Genomic DNA, 13,494 nt, shown 5'->3' with positions numbered 1-13,494 from the left:
TCGCTTGAAAACGCCCTGTCAGTTCCGCGCTGTCCGGCTCTCGCGAGAATGACAACCCGCAGCCTTTGGCCGTGAGTATTTTCCGACCCTGTCGGCTCAACGCCGTCACGCTAGGTTGTGACGGCGCCGATCACTCGGCCCCGCGGTTGGCCGGAGATCGCCGGCAGGACTTCCCTTGCGATTGATGCGTCCGGAATGGGGAGCAAACCCGACTTGGCGTTTACTTGAGGCGATGTCGCGCGTCGGCGGTTTTCCTCGCCGCCGCGACGAGCCGACATAGGGAAACCGGCGCCGAAGCCTGGCTGAAGCGCGCGGCGACGCGCAGGGGCAGCCGTGGTCATGCCGCCCGGCGCCTGATGAACCGAGGTCAATCGTGAAAAGAATTGCAAGCGCATGGTGGTTGATCCTTGCTCTGACCAGCTTGCTTTGGCTGGCGTCCGAGCCGGATGTTTTCAAGAGCGCCGACTTCATCCATGCGCGCAACCTCATGGTGCAGTACAGCGGCCTTGTCGCGATGGTCTGGATGAGCGTCGCCATGGTTCTCGCCGCGCGGCCCCGATGGCCGGAGCAATGGTTCGGCGGCCTCGACAAAATGTATCGCTTGCACAAATGGCTTGGCGTCGGCGTGCTCGCCATGACCATTTTCCACTGGTTCTGGAGCAACGCGCCGAAATGGGCGAGCGCATGGGGCTTGATTGAGCGCGGTCCCCACGGGCCGCATCCCGTGCTCGCCAATCCGATCGCGCAGTGGCTTTCGACCTTCCGCGGAAGCGCCGAGTTTGTCGGCGAGTGGACGTTCTATGCGACGACCGCGCTCATCGTCGTCGCGCTGGTGAAATGGTTTCCCTACAGGCTGTTTTACAAGACGCACCGCTTTTTGGCGCCGGCCTATCTCGCCCTTGTGCTCCACACCGTCGTCCTGACCAAATTCTCCTATTGGATTACGCCTGTCGGACTGCTGTTGATCGCTCTGCTGCTCGTCGGCGCGTGGGCGGCCGTCATGATTCTGGTCGGCCATGTCGGCGCCGATCGCCAGGTCCGGGGCCGGATCGCGTCCAAGCGATTTTTCCCGAGCATTCGAACGCTTGAGGTCGCCATCGATGTCGCGGAAGGGTGGAAAGGCCACAAGCCCGGACAGTTCGCGTTCGTCACCTCCGATACGTCCGAGGGCGCCCATCCCTATACGATTGCCTCGGCATGGAACGCCGGCGACAAACGCATCACCTTCGTCGTCAAGGCGCTTGGCGACCACACCGGGCGCCTGCGCGGCAGGCTTGGCGTCGGGCAGGAGGTGGAGATCGAGGGCCCCTACGGCTGCTTCACATTCGAGGACACTTGCCCGGAACAGATCTGGGTGGGAGGCGGCATTGGCATCACGCCATTCATCGCCCGCATGAAGCATCTGGCCGCCCAGCACCCCCGCCCGGCGCAGATCATAAATCTGTTCCACGCGACGGCCGAACAAAACGAAGAGGCCCTGGCCAAGCTGGCTGCGGATGCGGAAGCCGCCGGCGTGCGCCTGCATGTGCTGATCGACCAACGCGACGGGTTTCTCGATGGCGACCGGATTCGCGCGGCCGTTTCGGACTGGCGGCGCGCCAGCATCTGGTTTTGTGGGCCGACTGGGCTCGGCCAGGCGCTCAGTCGGGATTTCGGGGCCGCAGGCATGGTCCTGGAACGACAGTTTCATCACGAACTGTTCGCGATGCGTTGACCCCTCGACCGCCAGGGCAAGCGCGACGGCGAGGTGTCTCCGGCGCCTCCGGGGCGTCATGCTGGCGGGCGCTTGCCAGCTTCGTCGCCTCCCCATGCGAGCCGCGCCGGCCCGGACGGGGTAAGTAGATTCCGAACCTGTCTCGGCTGATGACGCTGCTGATAATCTTCACCTGCCGCCCTATGCGGCGCGCCCAACCGCATGATCGGCGTTGCGCTTTGTCGTCGCGTCGCAATCGGCGGTAGCTGCTCATCCAGAAAAGGGAAACGCGATCATGTCTATTGGGACAATCCTGCTCGTCATCCTGATCATCGCCTTGTTGGGCGGCTTTTCCGGACTCGGCGGCGGTCGGTTCTACGGAACAGGCTATTACGGCGGCGGTGGCCTCGGCCTCCTGGTTATCATCTTGCTGGTCCTGGTCGTGCTCGGCAAGCTCTGACTCGACCAAGGTCGTGTTTTCACGCGGAGAGAACGGGGCGGGCAAGGGGCGCGGGCGTAACATTGCGCGGCGCGGTCCATGCCGCCCTCTGGCGTCGGTTGGCCGAGAAGGCGAAGCCGGCGCCGCGCGCGGTCCATTGATCGGTCGCCAGCGACCCGATGGATGAGGCGAGTCGGGGATCGCCGGCGGCAAATCGCAAATGAGTAGTTTCCGAACCTGCCTGGGTTCCATCGCGGCGCGGTAGCTTCCAGGATCGATCTGGGCCGGTGTGACAGAGAGCTGCGGCTTTGCTCCCGCCTTGAGGGAGAGGGAGTCGTCCATGGTTGCAAAGCTCAAGGTTCTTATCGTCGAAGACAATTTCATGATCGCCGACATGACGGAGGATCTGCTGGTCCAGTCCGGCTACGAGGTCTGCGGGATCGCCCCCACGGTCAATGAGGCGGTGACCCTTGGGCTGCTGCATAAACCCGACCTCGCGCTCATCGATCTGCGGTTGGCCGATGGCGGCCTGGGGACCGAGGTTGCGGCCCGGTTGCGCGCCGCGGGCCGGATTGGCGTCCTCTTCGCCACCGGCAATGATGCGAGCGCGGGGATGCCCGACGCGGACGGCGACGCTTACCTCAGCAAGCCCTACCAGACCAAGGATCTCATGCGCGGCCTGGAAATCGTCGCCGAAATCGCCGCCACCGGCGCGGTCGCGCCGCCATTTCCGCATGGGTTCAAGGTGCTCGGCCGCGCCTATTCCAAACCGGCGGAAACCACGATTGGATAACGCGGCCGAGGTCAAGAGGCTGCTTCGGCAGCAGGCGGCGGTGGCGAGCTTTGGCAGCTTCGCCCTCCGTCAAACCGACTTGCAGAAAGTGTTGACGGAAGCGGCGCGGGTTTGCGCCGAGGGACTCAGCGTAAAGTTTTGCAAGGTGTGCCAGTACCGGCCGGACACGGAAGACCTTCTCATCGTCGCCGGCTGCGGCTGGAAAACCGGGGTCGTCGGCCATGTCGTCTCCCGGGCCGACATAAGTTCGCCCCAGGGGCGCGCGTTCGTCACGGGGGAGCCGTCGATCTGCAACGATCTGCGCGGGGACCGGCAGTTCAAGCTGCCGTCGTTTTATGCCGAGCATGGCATCGTCTCGACCATCGACGTTTTGATCAAGGGCGTGCTGCGGCCCTTTGGCGTTCTGGAAATCGACAGCGACCAGCAGCAGACCTACGACCAGCAGGACGTCATTTTCCTGACCGGCTTCGCCAATGTTCTGGCGGAAGCCGTCGCCACGGCCGACCGCACCGCGGTGCTGCGCACGACCATCGCGCAAATGAAGCTGTTGGTCGAGGACAAGGACCGCCTGCTGGAACAGAAGAAGGTGCTGGCCGAGGAATTGCAGCACCGGGTGCGCAACAATCTGCAATTGATCTACGGCATGTTGACGCGGCAGTTGGACGAAACTTCCGACGCGGGCGGCCAACGCGGCATCAAGGCGATCGCGCGCCGGGTTTCGACCCTGGCGCAGGTTTACGACCATCTGCTCGGCGCCGAGATGACGCGGACGACCGATTTTGGAACCTATGTGAAGTCGCTGTGCGCCAACCTCGGCGAAATCCAGGCTTCGCCCGCCAAAGTGACCCTGACCTGCGACAGCGACGTCGTCATCCTCGACCTCGATGTCGTGACGGCCTTGGGGATTGTCGTCGCCGAACTGGTCACCAACAGCTACGATCACGCCTTCCCCAACGGCGCAGGGACGATTGACGTGTCCGTCCGGCGCGATCCCGACAATGGCGCGATGGCCACCATGATCATCAAGGACGATGGCCAGGGCTTCGAGGTCAAGACCGGGAGCAAGCGGCACGGACTCGGCCTGGTGCGCCGGCTTGCGGAACAGGTTCGCGGAACCGCTGATGTCGCTTCGAGCGGCGGCGCCACCTGGACCATCACTTTCCCTGTGGCCGAGGTGGCCGCTTAATGGGTTTGCACGCGAAGCGGACGCCGGCTCGCGTCAAGGCGACAGACTGGAGCGCGCGCGTTGAACGCGGGGTCGCCGACGCCGCGCGTAACACGATCTCAGGAACCCAAGCGCTCAAGCACGCGTTATCGATCGCGTGAGCGCCGCGTCTCGGCGAAGGGACAGGACGTTTCTGTTCCGATGGCTTGCGGATTTTGGAGAGATGAAAATGACGCCTCTGAATCTTTTGCGCAATAGCGTGATTGCGAGCATCCTGCCGGTGTTGCTGGCGACCTACGCCTTGTCCGAGTCCAGGATTACCGCCACACTTTCCGGCGCCAATGAGGTTCCGGCGGTGCAAACCCCCGGCAAGGGAACGATTGTGCTCGCCTTGAATCCCGCGACTCGCGAATTGTCCTGGACGCTCGAATTCAGCGATCTCACCGGGCCAGCCACGATGGTGCATTTTCATGGTCCCGCCATCCCCGGCAACAATGCGCCGCCCGTGCTCTGGGTCGTCGAGAAAGGCGCCGTTCCCATCAGTCCGGTGCAAGGCTCGGCGATCCTGACGCCAGAGCAGGCCAAGAACCTCGCCGATGGCGAATGGTACGTCAATGTCCACACGCAAACGAATCCTTCAGGCGAAATCCGGGGTCTGATCGCTCCGCTGAAGTGAGGCGTGCACGACAAATCCGGATCGCGCCGTTCGGCGCGGCGGGCGGGGGCCGGAAAGCGCTCCATGCCGCGTCTTGACGACGGGGGGAATTGAACATGGCTGAAGATCATGCGTCGCCTGCGGGCCCGGACCTCGCGCAGGGTGTTTCGCGAAACGATTTTTCCGGCGAAACCTTGCTCGGTCACGTCGGCGATCAGGATGTCTTGCTGGTGCGCTCCGGCCCGGAGATTTTCGCCATCGACGCCTGTTGCAGTCATTACCACGCGCCGCTCGCGGATGGCCTTGTGGTCGGGAGCGAAATCCGCTGTCCCTGGCATCACGCCTGTTTCGACCTGAGAACCGGGGAAGCCACCCGCGCTCCCGCGCTGAACCCGCTCGCCGTCTGGCGGGTCGAGCAACAGGGCGAGCGCATCTTCGTCCGGGACAAGCGCGCGCAACCGGCAGCGCTCGGCAAAAGCCCCGCCGACGCGCCCGAAAAAATCGTGATCGTCGGGGGCGGCGCCGCCGGGTTCGCGGCGGCTGAAATGTTGCGGCGGCTGGAGTTTCGCGGCGACATCGTGATGTTGAGCAGCGACAGCGCGGCGCCGGTCGATCGTCCCAATCTGTCGAAGGATTATCTTGCCGGCAGCGCGCCGGAAGACTGGCTGCCGTTGCGCCCCGATGAGTTTTATCGCGAGGCGGGCATCGACCTGCGGTTAAGGACCGAAGTCGTTTCCATCGATACCAAGGCGAACAAAGTCGTGCTCGCCGATGGCGGCGCCGTTTCCTACGATCGCCTGTTGCTGGCGACAGGCGCCGAACCGGCGCGGCTGCCGATTCCGGGCGCCGACCAGCCGCATGTTCATACGTTGCGCGCGCTCGCCGATTGTCGCGCCATCATCGCCTCCACCGTCGGCGCGCGCCGCGCTGTTGTGATCGGCGCGAGCTTCATCGGGCTGGAGGCGGCGGCGGCGTTGCGCGCGCGAAATATCGAGGTCCATGTGGTCGCGCCGGAGCAACGCCCGATGGAGCGCGTGCTTGGGCCTGAAATGGGCGATTTCGTGCGGGCGCTGCATGAGGAGCATGGCGTCGTCTTCCATCTCGGCGACACCGTGGTCGCCATCGACGGCAAACGCGCGACGCTCAAGAGCGGCGGCGCGCTGGAGGCCGATGTCTTCGTCGTCGGCGTCGGCGTGCGGCCGCGACTGGCTCTGGCCGAACAGGCCGGCCTCGCGCTCGATCGCGGCGTTGTCGTCAATGAATATCTCGAAACCAGCGTCCCCGGCGTGTTTGCCGCCGGCGATATCGCGCGCTGGCCCGATCCGCATTGCCGGGACAACATCAGGGTCGAGCATTGGGTGGTGGCGGAGCGACAGGGCCAGACCGCCGCGCGGAACATGCTGGGGCGGCGCGAGCCGTTCGACGCCGTGCCGTTCTTCTGGAGTCAGCACTACGATGTGCCGATCAACTATGTCGGTCACGCCGAAAACTGGGACGAGATTGCGATCAGCGGCGACATAGCGGGACGGGACTGCATGCTCAAATACAGAAAACAGGGGCGTGTGCTCGCCGTCGCCTCGATTTACCGCGACCTCGAAAGTCTCAAGGCGGAACTGGCGATGGAACAAAATGCGGTGTGCTGAAAGGTTTTACGCATTTGATCGAACAAGGGCAAAAACGCCGAAGATCTTTTCCCAGTTGGCCGGGTTGAGCGAGCATGATGAAATGGAATGAAACCAACCTCCTGTTGGCGCTGAATGCAGCGGAAGTCGCGCTCTGGTCCTGGAATGTCGACACCAACAAGATCATGCTGGACAGACGGGGGTGTGATCTGTGGGACGTTCCTGAAAATCAGGAAGTGACCTTCGAGGATTTGTCCGCGCACATTTTCCCCCACGATCTGGACAGGGTCAGGGCGGCGTTCGCCGCCACCCGCGCGATCGCGGGTCGCTACGAAATTGACTTCCGTATCACCGCCCGAAAGAAGATTCGCTGGATTTCCGCCCGGGGCCAAGGCTCGGACGCGAACATATTCGACCGCAACATGTTCGGCGTTTTCCTCGACGTCACCGGCCGCAAACAAGCCGAAGAGGGCAACGAGCTTCTCGCCGGCGAGATGAGCCATCGGGTCAAGAACCTGTTGTCGATCGCCGCCGCCCTCACCACCATCACGGCCCGGTCTTCGACCACGGCCGTCGAAATGGCGCGCGATCTGAGCCACCGTCTGACAGCGCTTGGGCGCGCGCATGATCTTGTGCGGCCTGGTCCCGGTCAATCAGCGCAGGCCGCGCTTCTGGGAGACCTGCTGACTGTCCTGCTGACGCCTTATGACGACACAGACGCGTTCGCCGGACGCATCCGCGTTTCCGTGCCGCGCCAGGGAGTCGGCGAGGCCGCGGCGACGCATCTCGCGCTCATCGTGCATGAACTTGCGACCAACTCCATCAAATATGGCGCGCTCTCGATCCACACCGGCACACTGGACGTCTCCTGCGTCGACCATGACAGTGAGCACGTGGTGGTCGTCTGGACGGAGCGCGGCGGCCCTCCCGTCGCGCAGAACCCGAGCACAGGCGGTTTCGGCAGCAAGCTCTTGACGCGAAGCATTTCCGAGCTTGGCGGGTCCGTAGAAATGAACTGGGACGGAGCCGGGATCATCGTGACGCTGCAGATGACCAAGGCTGCGCTGATGGCGTAAGCGTCGGGCCGCATCGCGCCGGGTCGTGATGAAGCCCGGCCTTGCAAACACGTATTTGCGGACTGGAGAGTTTCCGATCCTGCCTGCGCCTTCAAGTCATTCGGCCGCTGACGGCGTCGTCTCACGTTGGAGCCGCGCGCGCAACCATGGCGCTATCCCCCACGACACGGGCGCCGAAACGATGGCGCTGACGCCGACGACCCAAGCCATCCAATTGATCGCAAGGGCCGACAGCGGCGTCGCCAGCGCCAAGACAATCCCGGGGCCATTCGACCTGGATCGGATGACCCGCCTCAAACGGCGCAAGGACGCCGCGTTCAGGCCGAAGCCTTCGCCTCGGGGCGCGCCGTGGCGTGATCGGGCGCCAGCGCCGGGTAATCGGTGTAGCCGCGAGCGCCGCCGCCGTAGAACGTTTCCGGTCCCATCAGCTTGTTGAGAGGCGCGTCCTGGCTCAGGCGCTCCGCCAGATCCGGATTGGCGATGAACGGGCGGCCAAAGGAGACGAGATCGGCGCGGCCGCTGACGACCGCGTCGATCGCCATCCGCCGGTCGTAGCCGTTATTGACCATCCAGGGGCCGTCGAAACGCGCGCTGAGCGCTTCATAGTCGAAAGCGATGCTGTCTCGGGCGCCGCCCGTCTCGCCCTCGACCACGTGGAGATAAGCCAGACCAAGCGGGTTGAGGCTTTCGACGACATGATTGAACAACGCCTGTGGATTGCTGTCGTGGGAATCGCCGGCGGTCGAGACCGGCGAGAGCCGAACGCCCAGCCGCTCGGCGCCGATCGCGCCCGCGCAGGCCGTGGCGACATCGAGCAGCAGCCGCGCGCGGTTCTCTATCGAACCGCCATAGGCGTCGGCGCGATGGTTCGTCCCGTCGCGCAGAAAGGCGTCGAGCAGGTAGCCATGGGCGCCGTGCAATTCCACGCCGTCGAATCCGGCCTCGATGGCGCGGGCGCAGGCGTTGCGGAAGTCCTCGACAATGCCGGGAATCTCTTGCAACTCCAGCGCGCGGGGCGTGGAGACGTCGACAAAACCCGTGCCGGCGATGAAGGTTTTTGTGTTGGCGCGGATGGCGGAAGGCCCGACGGGCGCCTGCCCGTCCTTCTGGAAACTGGTGTGCGAGACGCGGCCGGTATGCCACAGTTGCACGACGATGGTCCCGCCCCTGGCGTGCACGGCGTCGGTGACTTTCTTCCAGCCCTTGACCTGCGCGTCGGTGTAGCAGCCGGGCGTGTTGGCATAGCCTTGCCCCTGCGCCGATACCTGCGTGGCCTCGGCGATGATCAGGCCCGCCGAGGCGCGCTGCGCGTAATATTCGGCGGCGAAAGGTCCGGGGCTCAGGTCCTCGGCGGCGCGGTTGCGGGTGAGCGGCGCCATGACGATGCGATTGGCGAGTTTGAGCGCGCCCGCCTGCGTGGGTTCGAACAAGGCGCGCGCGGAACGGATCTGGTGGGGTCTGGTCATCAAGCGGCTCCTGATCGTCGTTTCCTGAAAAATCGCCCGTCAGCCCGTTGCGACAGGTTGACGGGAACGTCGTATTTCAACGGACGGAGATGTTGTTCTCGACCAGCACCGTGCCCGGCGCGGCCCAGGCCGCGGCATCGGCCTCGTCGCGCTCGACCAGGGAATGGACCTGTCCGGTCAGCTTCACCGTCCCGCCCTCGGCGGACACATCGATCTTCGCCGGATCGAACCACGACCGGTTCAGCGCGACCATGATCTTCTCCTTGATGTTCGACACGTTGGGCTTCGGCTTGAGGGTGGTCTCATTGGAAACGCCCACGACTCCCAGAAGTTCCCGAACGTCGTTGGTCGCGGCGTTCTGCTGGTAACGCCAATCGACTTCCCCCGTCAGCGTGACCCAGCCTTTTTCCACCTTCACCTTGACGGCGTCGCGAGGAATCGTCGAACTCCATTTCAGCCGGTCAACCGCCGCGGCGGCGATGTCCGCGTCGCAATGTTTCACGTCGATGGGCAGGCGCACCTCGATTTCCTCGGCGACCCCCTTGACATCATTGACCTTTCGCGTCGCCTTCTCGGCGGCGGATTTTTCAAAATAGGACTCGACGTGGCCCATCAGGGTCACGATTCCATTTTGCGCGGATACGCCGATATGCGAGGCGTTCACGCTCGGCTCCCACTCCAGTTCATCGAGCACGGCCTGTTTCAGAACCCTGTCGTTGGACATGGCTTCCTCCCGGTTTGAAATCAAAGCGGTGACGCACATCGCTTCATGATCGCACTTGGATACGAACAGCGACGGCGCGCGGAAAGGTTCGGAAACTACCCCCATCGCGGTGGGAGTGGCGGGTGATCGTCATCCCCCCGCCCCCCTCGGCGACCGGACGGCGCAAATGGCCCGGCCATGGGCTCGTCCAGCGCCAGGAATTTGGCGCCCCGCGCAAGCGCGGGCGATTTGCGCCAAGCGCCGCCCGGCGCCGGAAAGCGCGGTGGAGTCGCTTTCAGCCGAATGACTTATGCGCAACATGGCGAGAGCCGAAACCGCGAAAGTCCCACGAAACGCCAACAAGGTTGTGGCAAGGTTCATCGGCGACTGTGTCGAGGTCGCGCCCCGGAAGACGGCGTATCCAGATTTGGGATGGAAGCCTTCATGACCGAGACCAAGGCCGCGCTCGACCCGGCCTTTTTTCTGGCCGTCCATGACCAGTTCGAACAGGCGCGCCGTGAGATCGAACAGCGTTTCCTCGGCGCCGGCGACGTCCTTGTCGAGGTTCGCGAGCATATTCAGGTCTTGATCCAGGCCCTTGACCGGATCGCCGGCGCTTTCGACGAGAAGCGGACCGATCGGACGATCGGCACGATGCAAGATGCAATTTCGGATTTGCAAGGCCGGGTCGGGAGCGAAACCGCGCGCGGCGACAAGCTTTCCGCGATGGCGCATAAATTGACGGAGATCCAGAAGGAAATCTCCAAGATCCACGCCGTTCTCCGGTATCTCGCCGCCTGCGCGGTCTCGACGCGGGTCGCCGCCGCCGGCAACGACAAGTTCATGTCCTTCGCCGAGGAAATCGCCCGTTACGTCCAGAGCGCCGAACATGAAGTCGCGGGCTTCCTGCGCAAGGTCACGCAGATGGAGTCCGAGCTCGCGCGCATGGGCGAGGAGCACCAAAATGTCGTCGCCGTGGTGGGAAGCGCCGTCGGCGCCGCCGCGCCGCAACTCATGGAGGCGGCGCAAACCATCGATCGCCGCCGCGTCGAGCTTGAAAGACTGGCGGCGCGGGCGGCGCCGGTCATGCACGCGGCGGGACGCAAATTCACCGACACCCTGTCCGCCCTGCAAATCGGCGACATGACCCGCCAACGGATCGAGCACGTGCAGGAGATCATCCAGGCGTTGCTCGAACGGATGCGGACGGAGCCGGACTCTGCGGGACTTTGCGTTCCCGCCTTGCACCTGTTCGATGTCCTGACCGCTTCGCTGTCCGCCGATTTCGACAAGGACGCGCGCAACGTCGTCGGGACGCTTCAGGGCGTCGCCAGCGACGCGCGCAACATTCACACTCTGGTGCAAAATTTCGCCACGCAGGCCGAGAGCCGCGCCGATCCGACCAAGCCGTCCGTCAAGGATCGGTTTGGATCCATGCGCGAACTGGTCGTGGAGATCGAGGAGGCGGGACAGCGATCCGCCAGCGTCGACGCGACCATAAGACGGCTCGCCCGCGAATTGCTCGACAACAGAAGCGACATCGGCAATTTGCGCAATGTCCAGGGCGACATTCGCCTTCTGGCCATCAACGCCTATCTGCATTGCTCGCGGATGGGCGACCTCGGACGGACCATCGGGGCCATCGCCACGGAGATCAATCTCGAAGGCGAAAAGCTCGGCCGAAGCGCGACCGCCGTGCTTCGGACCTTGGCGGAGCTTGGCGCGGGCGGCGAAGATCCCGACGGCGCCAACGCCGATCGCGATTTGGTCGCGGACCTCGATGAGGTCGGGGGCGCGCTTCAGGACATGGACGCGGACTCCGGCGAGAGCGTGCAGTTGATCGCGGCAAAGGGCGAGGCGATCGCCCGGCGCATTGAAACGGTCGCCCAGGATCTCGATTTCAGCGGGCGATTGGGCGAACAATTGGTGGCGTGCTCAACCGCATTGCGCCAGGCCCTGGCCGGCGCCGGGCCCGTCCAGACGCCGGTCCGCCCCGAGGCGTTGACGACGTTTTCCGACGAGGCCTATGCGCGCTACACCATGGATAGCGAGCGAGAGCTGCATTTGACCGTGTTCCCCGACATGCGGGCGCGGGTCCAGATCGGCGACCAGGGCGCGCGCCCGACCAGCGCCTCCGAAGACGAGGTCGAGGACTTCTTCCTTTAGGTCAGCGCCGTCGGGGCTCAAGCGAGAAAGCATGGCGCCGAAGGATCGGCGCGGCTGTCCGCGCCGCCACATGCGTGGCTTTCGCCTGGCGCGGATCAGGGGCTACATGTAGCACATCAACCTAACGCACGTAATATAGATGACGCTCCGTGTAATATTGGGTGATATTCTCAAATAGCTGATCTGCAACATTATGTAATGTCAGCGCCGTCATACTTTTTTTTGTTAAGAAAAATTTCACGGATAGCCGTGAATATGAAAACAGAATTCTGGAGTAGATGCGCATGCAAGGTCCACCTTTGGAGCTATCGAGCGCAAACGTTTGTTTTAGCGACGACATTACAATTCGCGCGATTCAGGATGTCTGGCGCGACTTGCTTGGCCGCTTCGAAGCGACGGACGCACTTACGCTGATCATCGACGACGATTCCTTCGTCGATCTGAGCTTTGTCCAACTGATCGCTTCGGCGCGCCTATACGCACAAGACCGTGGCAAGACCATCAGCCTTGCCCGCCCGGCGACAGGGGGTCTTCGGCGTGTCCTCGACCGCGCCGGCTTTTTGACGAATGCGCCGCCCGACGCCGTTCGTTTCTGGCTTCACGAGGAGCAAGCGCAATGACCGCGAATATCCTGACCGTTGACGATTCCGCATCCATGCGCATGACGACGCGCCTCGCCCTTTCGGGCGCGGGCTACGCCGTCACGGAAGCCGTCGATGGCCTCGATGGACTGGAAAAGGCCAAGACCCGCCGCTTCGACGCCATCATCACCGACATCAACATGCCGCGCATGGACGGGTTGCGGATGATCGAGGAATTGCGGCGCCTGCCCACCCAGCTTGGCGTGCCCATCGTGTTCCTCACCACCGAATCCGACGCCGGCATGAAGGCCCGCGCCAAGGCGGCCGGAGCGACAGCCTGGCTGACAAAACCGTTCGACGCCGGGCAATTGCTGAAACTCGTTTCCAAGGTCGTAGGCAAATGAGCACACTCGATCCGATCGACGTCTTCCGGATCGAAGCCGGCGAATTGCTTGAGCAGATCGAGCAGGGGCTGCTCGATCTCGAACAGCGTCTCGACGATCGCGACCAGATCGACTCCGTGTTCCGTGGCTTGCACACGCTGAAGGGCTCGGGCGCGATGTTCGGCTTCGACGCGCTCGCGGCCTTCACCCATCATTGCGAAACCGCCTTCGACCAAGTGCGCAAGGGCCTTGTTCCCGCCACCCTCGAACTGGTGGCGGCGGTGCTGGCGGCGCGCGACCACATGCGGGCGCTGGTGGAAGACGCCAACGGCGATTACGCCAAGCAAGAGATCGCCTTGCTCGCGCAACTCAACGCCGCCATAGATATCGGCGCGCGCAAGGCTTCGCCCCCGAGCCAGACGGAAACCGTCGCGCCGCCCGAAAACGCCGGCGCGCCGCCAAGGCGTTGGCGCATTCGTTTCACCCTGCCGCCGAACGCGATGATCAACGGGGTCAATCCCCTGACCTTCCTCGACGATCTGCGCGAGCTGGGGCCTTGTGAGATTGTCGTCGACGCCGGCGGCGTTCCCCCGCTCGATCAACTGGACCCGACCGCGCTGTATCTGCGCTGGACCGTGGTGCTCGACGCGGACGCCAGCCGCTCCGAGATCGAGGACGTGTTCCTGTTCGTCATGGACGACATGACGCTCGAAATCGACGACATTCGCGGTCTGAGCGAGGTCGCGGAACCC

Annotated in this window: 13 protein-coding genes; 11 read left to right on the top strand and 2 right to left on the bottom strand. The window is 63.8% G+C overall.

Features of this window, described 5'->3' with window-relative positions; translation table 11 throughout:
* The first annotated feature begins 373 nt into the window (after positions 1 to 373).
* The 7 genes from CCR94_RS23915 (at position 374) to CCR94_RS23880 (ending at position 7,443) form a co-directional block, all read left to right on the top strand.
* The gene (locus tag CCR94_RS23915; RefSeq protein WP_244594217.1) at positions 374 to 1,714 is read left to right on the top strand and encodes a ferredoxin reductase family protein; all 1,341 of its coding nucleotides are present in this window, start codon (positions 374 to 376) and stop codon (positions 1,712 to 1,714) included.
* A gap of 274 nt (positions 1,715 to 1,988) precedes the next feature.
* Positions 1,989 to 2,153 carry a DUF3309 family protein gene (locus CCR94_RS23910; RefSeq protein WP_104510784.1) on the top strand — a complete coding sequence of 55 codons (165 nt, stop codon included), beginning with the start codon at positions 1,989 to 1,991 and terminating at the stop codon, positions 2,151 to 2,153.
* Between the two features lie 319 nt (positions 2,154 to 2,472).
* A complete protein-coding gene (locus tag CCR94_RS23900; protein WP_104510782.1) occupies positions 2,473 to 2,925 on the top strand; it encodes a response regulator in 453 nt (150 codons plus the stop codon).
* Entirely contained in the window at positions 2,918 to 4,111 is a 1,194-nt protein-coding gene (locus CCR94_RS23895) for a histidine kinase dimerization/phosphoacceptor domain -containing protein (protein WP_206605896.1), read from the top strand. The genes CCR94_RS23900 and CCR94_RS23895 overlap by 8 nt, the downstream gene beginning before the upstream one ends.
* A 208-nt stretch (positions 4,112 to 4,319) precedes the next feature.
* Positions 4,320 to 4,766, top strand: a complete 447-nt coding sequence (locus CCR94_RS23890; protein WP_104510836.1) for a CHRD domain-containing protein — start codon at positions 4,320 to 4,322, stop codon at positions 4,764 to 4,766.
* A gap of 95 nt (positions 4,767 to 4,861) precedes the next feature.
* Entirely contained in the window at positions 4,862 to 6,388 is a 1,527-nt protein-coding gene (locus CCR94_RS23885; RefSeq protein WP_104510835.1) for an FAD-dependent oxidoreductase, read from the top strand.
* Between the two features lie 74 nt (positions 6,389 to 6,462).
* On the top strand, positions 6,463 to 7,443 hold the full coding sequence (locus CCR94_RS23880) for a sensor histidine kinase (protein WP_104510780.1): 981 nt from the start codon (positions 6,463 to 6,465) through the stop codon (positions 7,441 to 7,443).
* 317 nt (positions 7,444 to 7,760) lie between these two features.
* On the opposite strand, the gene CCR94_RS23875 is transcribed toward CCR94_RS23880, so the two are convergent.
* Both CCR94_RS23875 and CCR94_RS23870 read right to left on the bottom strand, forming a co-directional pair.
* Positions 7,761 to 8,909 carry an alkene reductase gene (locus CCR94_RS23875; RefSeq protein ID WP_104510779.1) on the bottom strand — a complete coding sequence of 383 codons (1,149 nt, stop codon included), beginning with the start codon at positions 8,907 to 8,909 and terminating at the stop codon, positions 7,761 to 7,763.
* A gap of 76 nt (positions 8,910 to 8,985) precedes the next feature.
* Complete coding sequence (locus CCR94_RS23870; protein ID WP_104510834.1) at positions 8,986 to 9,633, bottom strand: BON domain-containing protein; 648 nt, start codon at positions 9,631 to 9,633, stop codon at positions 8,986 to 8,988.
* A gap of 423 nt (positions 9,634 to 10,056) precedes the next feature.
* Here CCR94_RS23870 and CCR94_RS23865 point away from each other — a divergent pair, with 423 nt between their 5' ends.
* The 4 genes from CCR94_RS23865 to CCR94_RS23850 all read left to right on the top strand — a co-directional run.
* Positions 10,057 to 11,778, top strand: coding sequence for a hypothetical protein (locus CCR94_RS23865; RefSeq protein ID WP_146090173.1), 1,722 nt, complete (start codon positions 10,057 to 10,059; stop codon positions 11,776 to 11,778).
* 278 nt (positions 11,779 to 12,056) lie between these two features.
* Positions 12,057 to 12,398 carry an STAS domain-containing protein gene (locus CCR94_RS23860; protein ID WP_104510777.1) on the top strand — a complete coding sequence of 114 codons (342 nt, stop codon included), beginning with the start codon at positions 12,057 to 12,059 and terminating at the stop codon, positions 12,396 to 12,398.
* Entirely contained in the window at positions 12,395 to 12,763 is a 369-nt protein-coding gene (locus CCR94_RS23855; protein WP_104510776.1) for a response regulator, read from the top strand. Before CCR94_RS23860 ends, CCR94_RS23855 begins: the two co-directional genes overlap by 4 nt.
* On the top strand, positions 12,760 to 13,494 hold a 735-nt coding region (locus CCR94_RS23850; RefSeq protein WP_193938459.1), incomplete at its 3' end, for an Hpt domain-containing protein. The genes CCR94_RS23855 and CCR94_RS23850, both read left to right, overlap by 4 nt.

The organism is Rhodoblastus sphagnicola (assembly GCF_002937075.1).
GTDB lineage: Bacteria > Pseudomonadota > Alphaproteobacteria > Rhizobiales > Beijerinckiaceae > Rhodoblastus > Rhodoblastus sphagnicola.
The sequence above is the reverse complement of the archived record's forward strand: the minus strand, read 5'-3'. Positions and strand labels throughout refer to the sequence as shown.

Excerpts from the sequence above, each read along its gene's own strand:
- CCR94_RS23875 (WP_104510779.1), bottom strand. The coding sequence starts at position 8,909 with ATGACCAGACCCCACCAGATCCGTTCCGCGCGCGCCTTGTTCGAACCC.
- CCR94_RS23865 (WP_146090173.1), top strand. The coding sequence starts at position 10,057 with ATGACCGAGACCAAGGCCGCGCTCGACCCGGCCTTTTTTCTGGCCGTC.
- CCR94_RS23860 (WP_104510777.1), top strand. The coding sequence starts at position 12,057 with ATGCGCATGCAAGGTCCACCTTTGGAGCTATCGAGCGCAAACGTTTGT.
- CCR94_RS23890 (WP_104510836.1), top strand. The coding sequence starts at position 4,320 with ATGACGCCTCTGAATCTTTTGCGCAATAGCGTGATTGCGAGCATCCTG.
- CCR94_RS23880 (WP_104510780.1), top strand. The coding sequence starts at position 6,463 with ATGATGAAATGGAATGAAACCAACCTCCTGTTGGCGCTGAATGCAGCG.
- CCR94_RS23870 (WP_104510834.1), bottom strand. The coding sequence starts at position 9,633 with ATGTCCAACGACAGGGTTCTGAAACAGGCCGTGCTCGATGAACTGGAG.
- CCR94_RS23885 (WP_104510835.1), top strand. The coding sequence starts at position 4,862 with ATGGCTGAAGATCATGCGTCGCCTGCGGGCCCGGACCTCGCGCAGGGT.
- CCR94_RS23855 (WP_104510776.1), top strand. The coding sequence starts at position 12,395 with ATGACCGCGAATATCCTGACCGTTGACGATTCCGCATCCATGCGCATG.
- CCR94_RS23900 (WP_104510782.1), top strand. The coding sequence starts at position 2,473 with ATGGTTGCAAAGCTCAAGGTTCTTATCGTCGAAGACAATTTCATGATC.
- CCR94_RS23910 (WP_104510784.1), top strand. The coding sequence starts at position 1,989 with ATGTCTATTGGGACAATCCTGCTCGTCATCCTGATCATCGCCTTGTTG.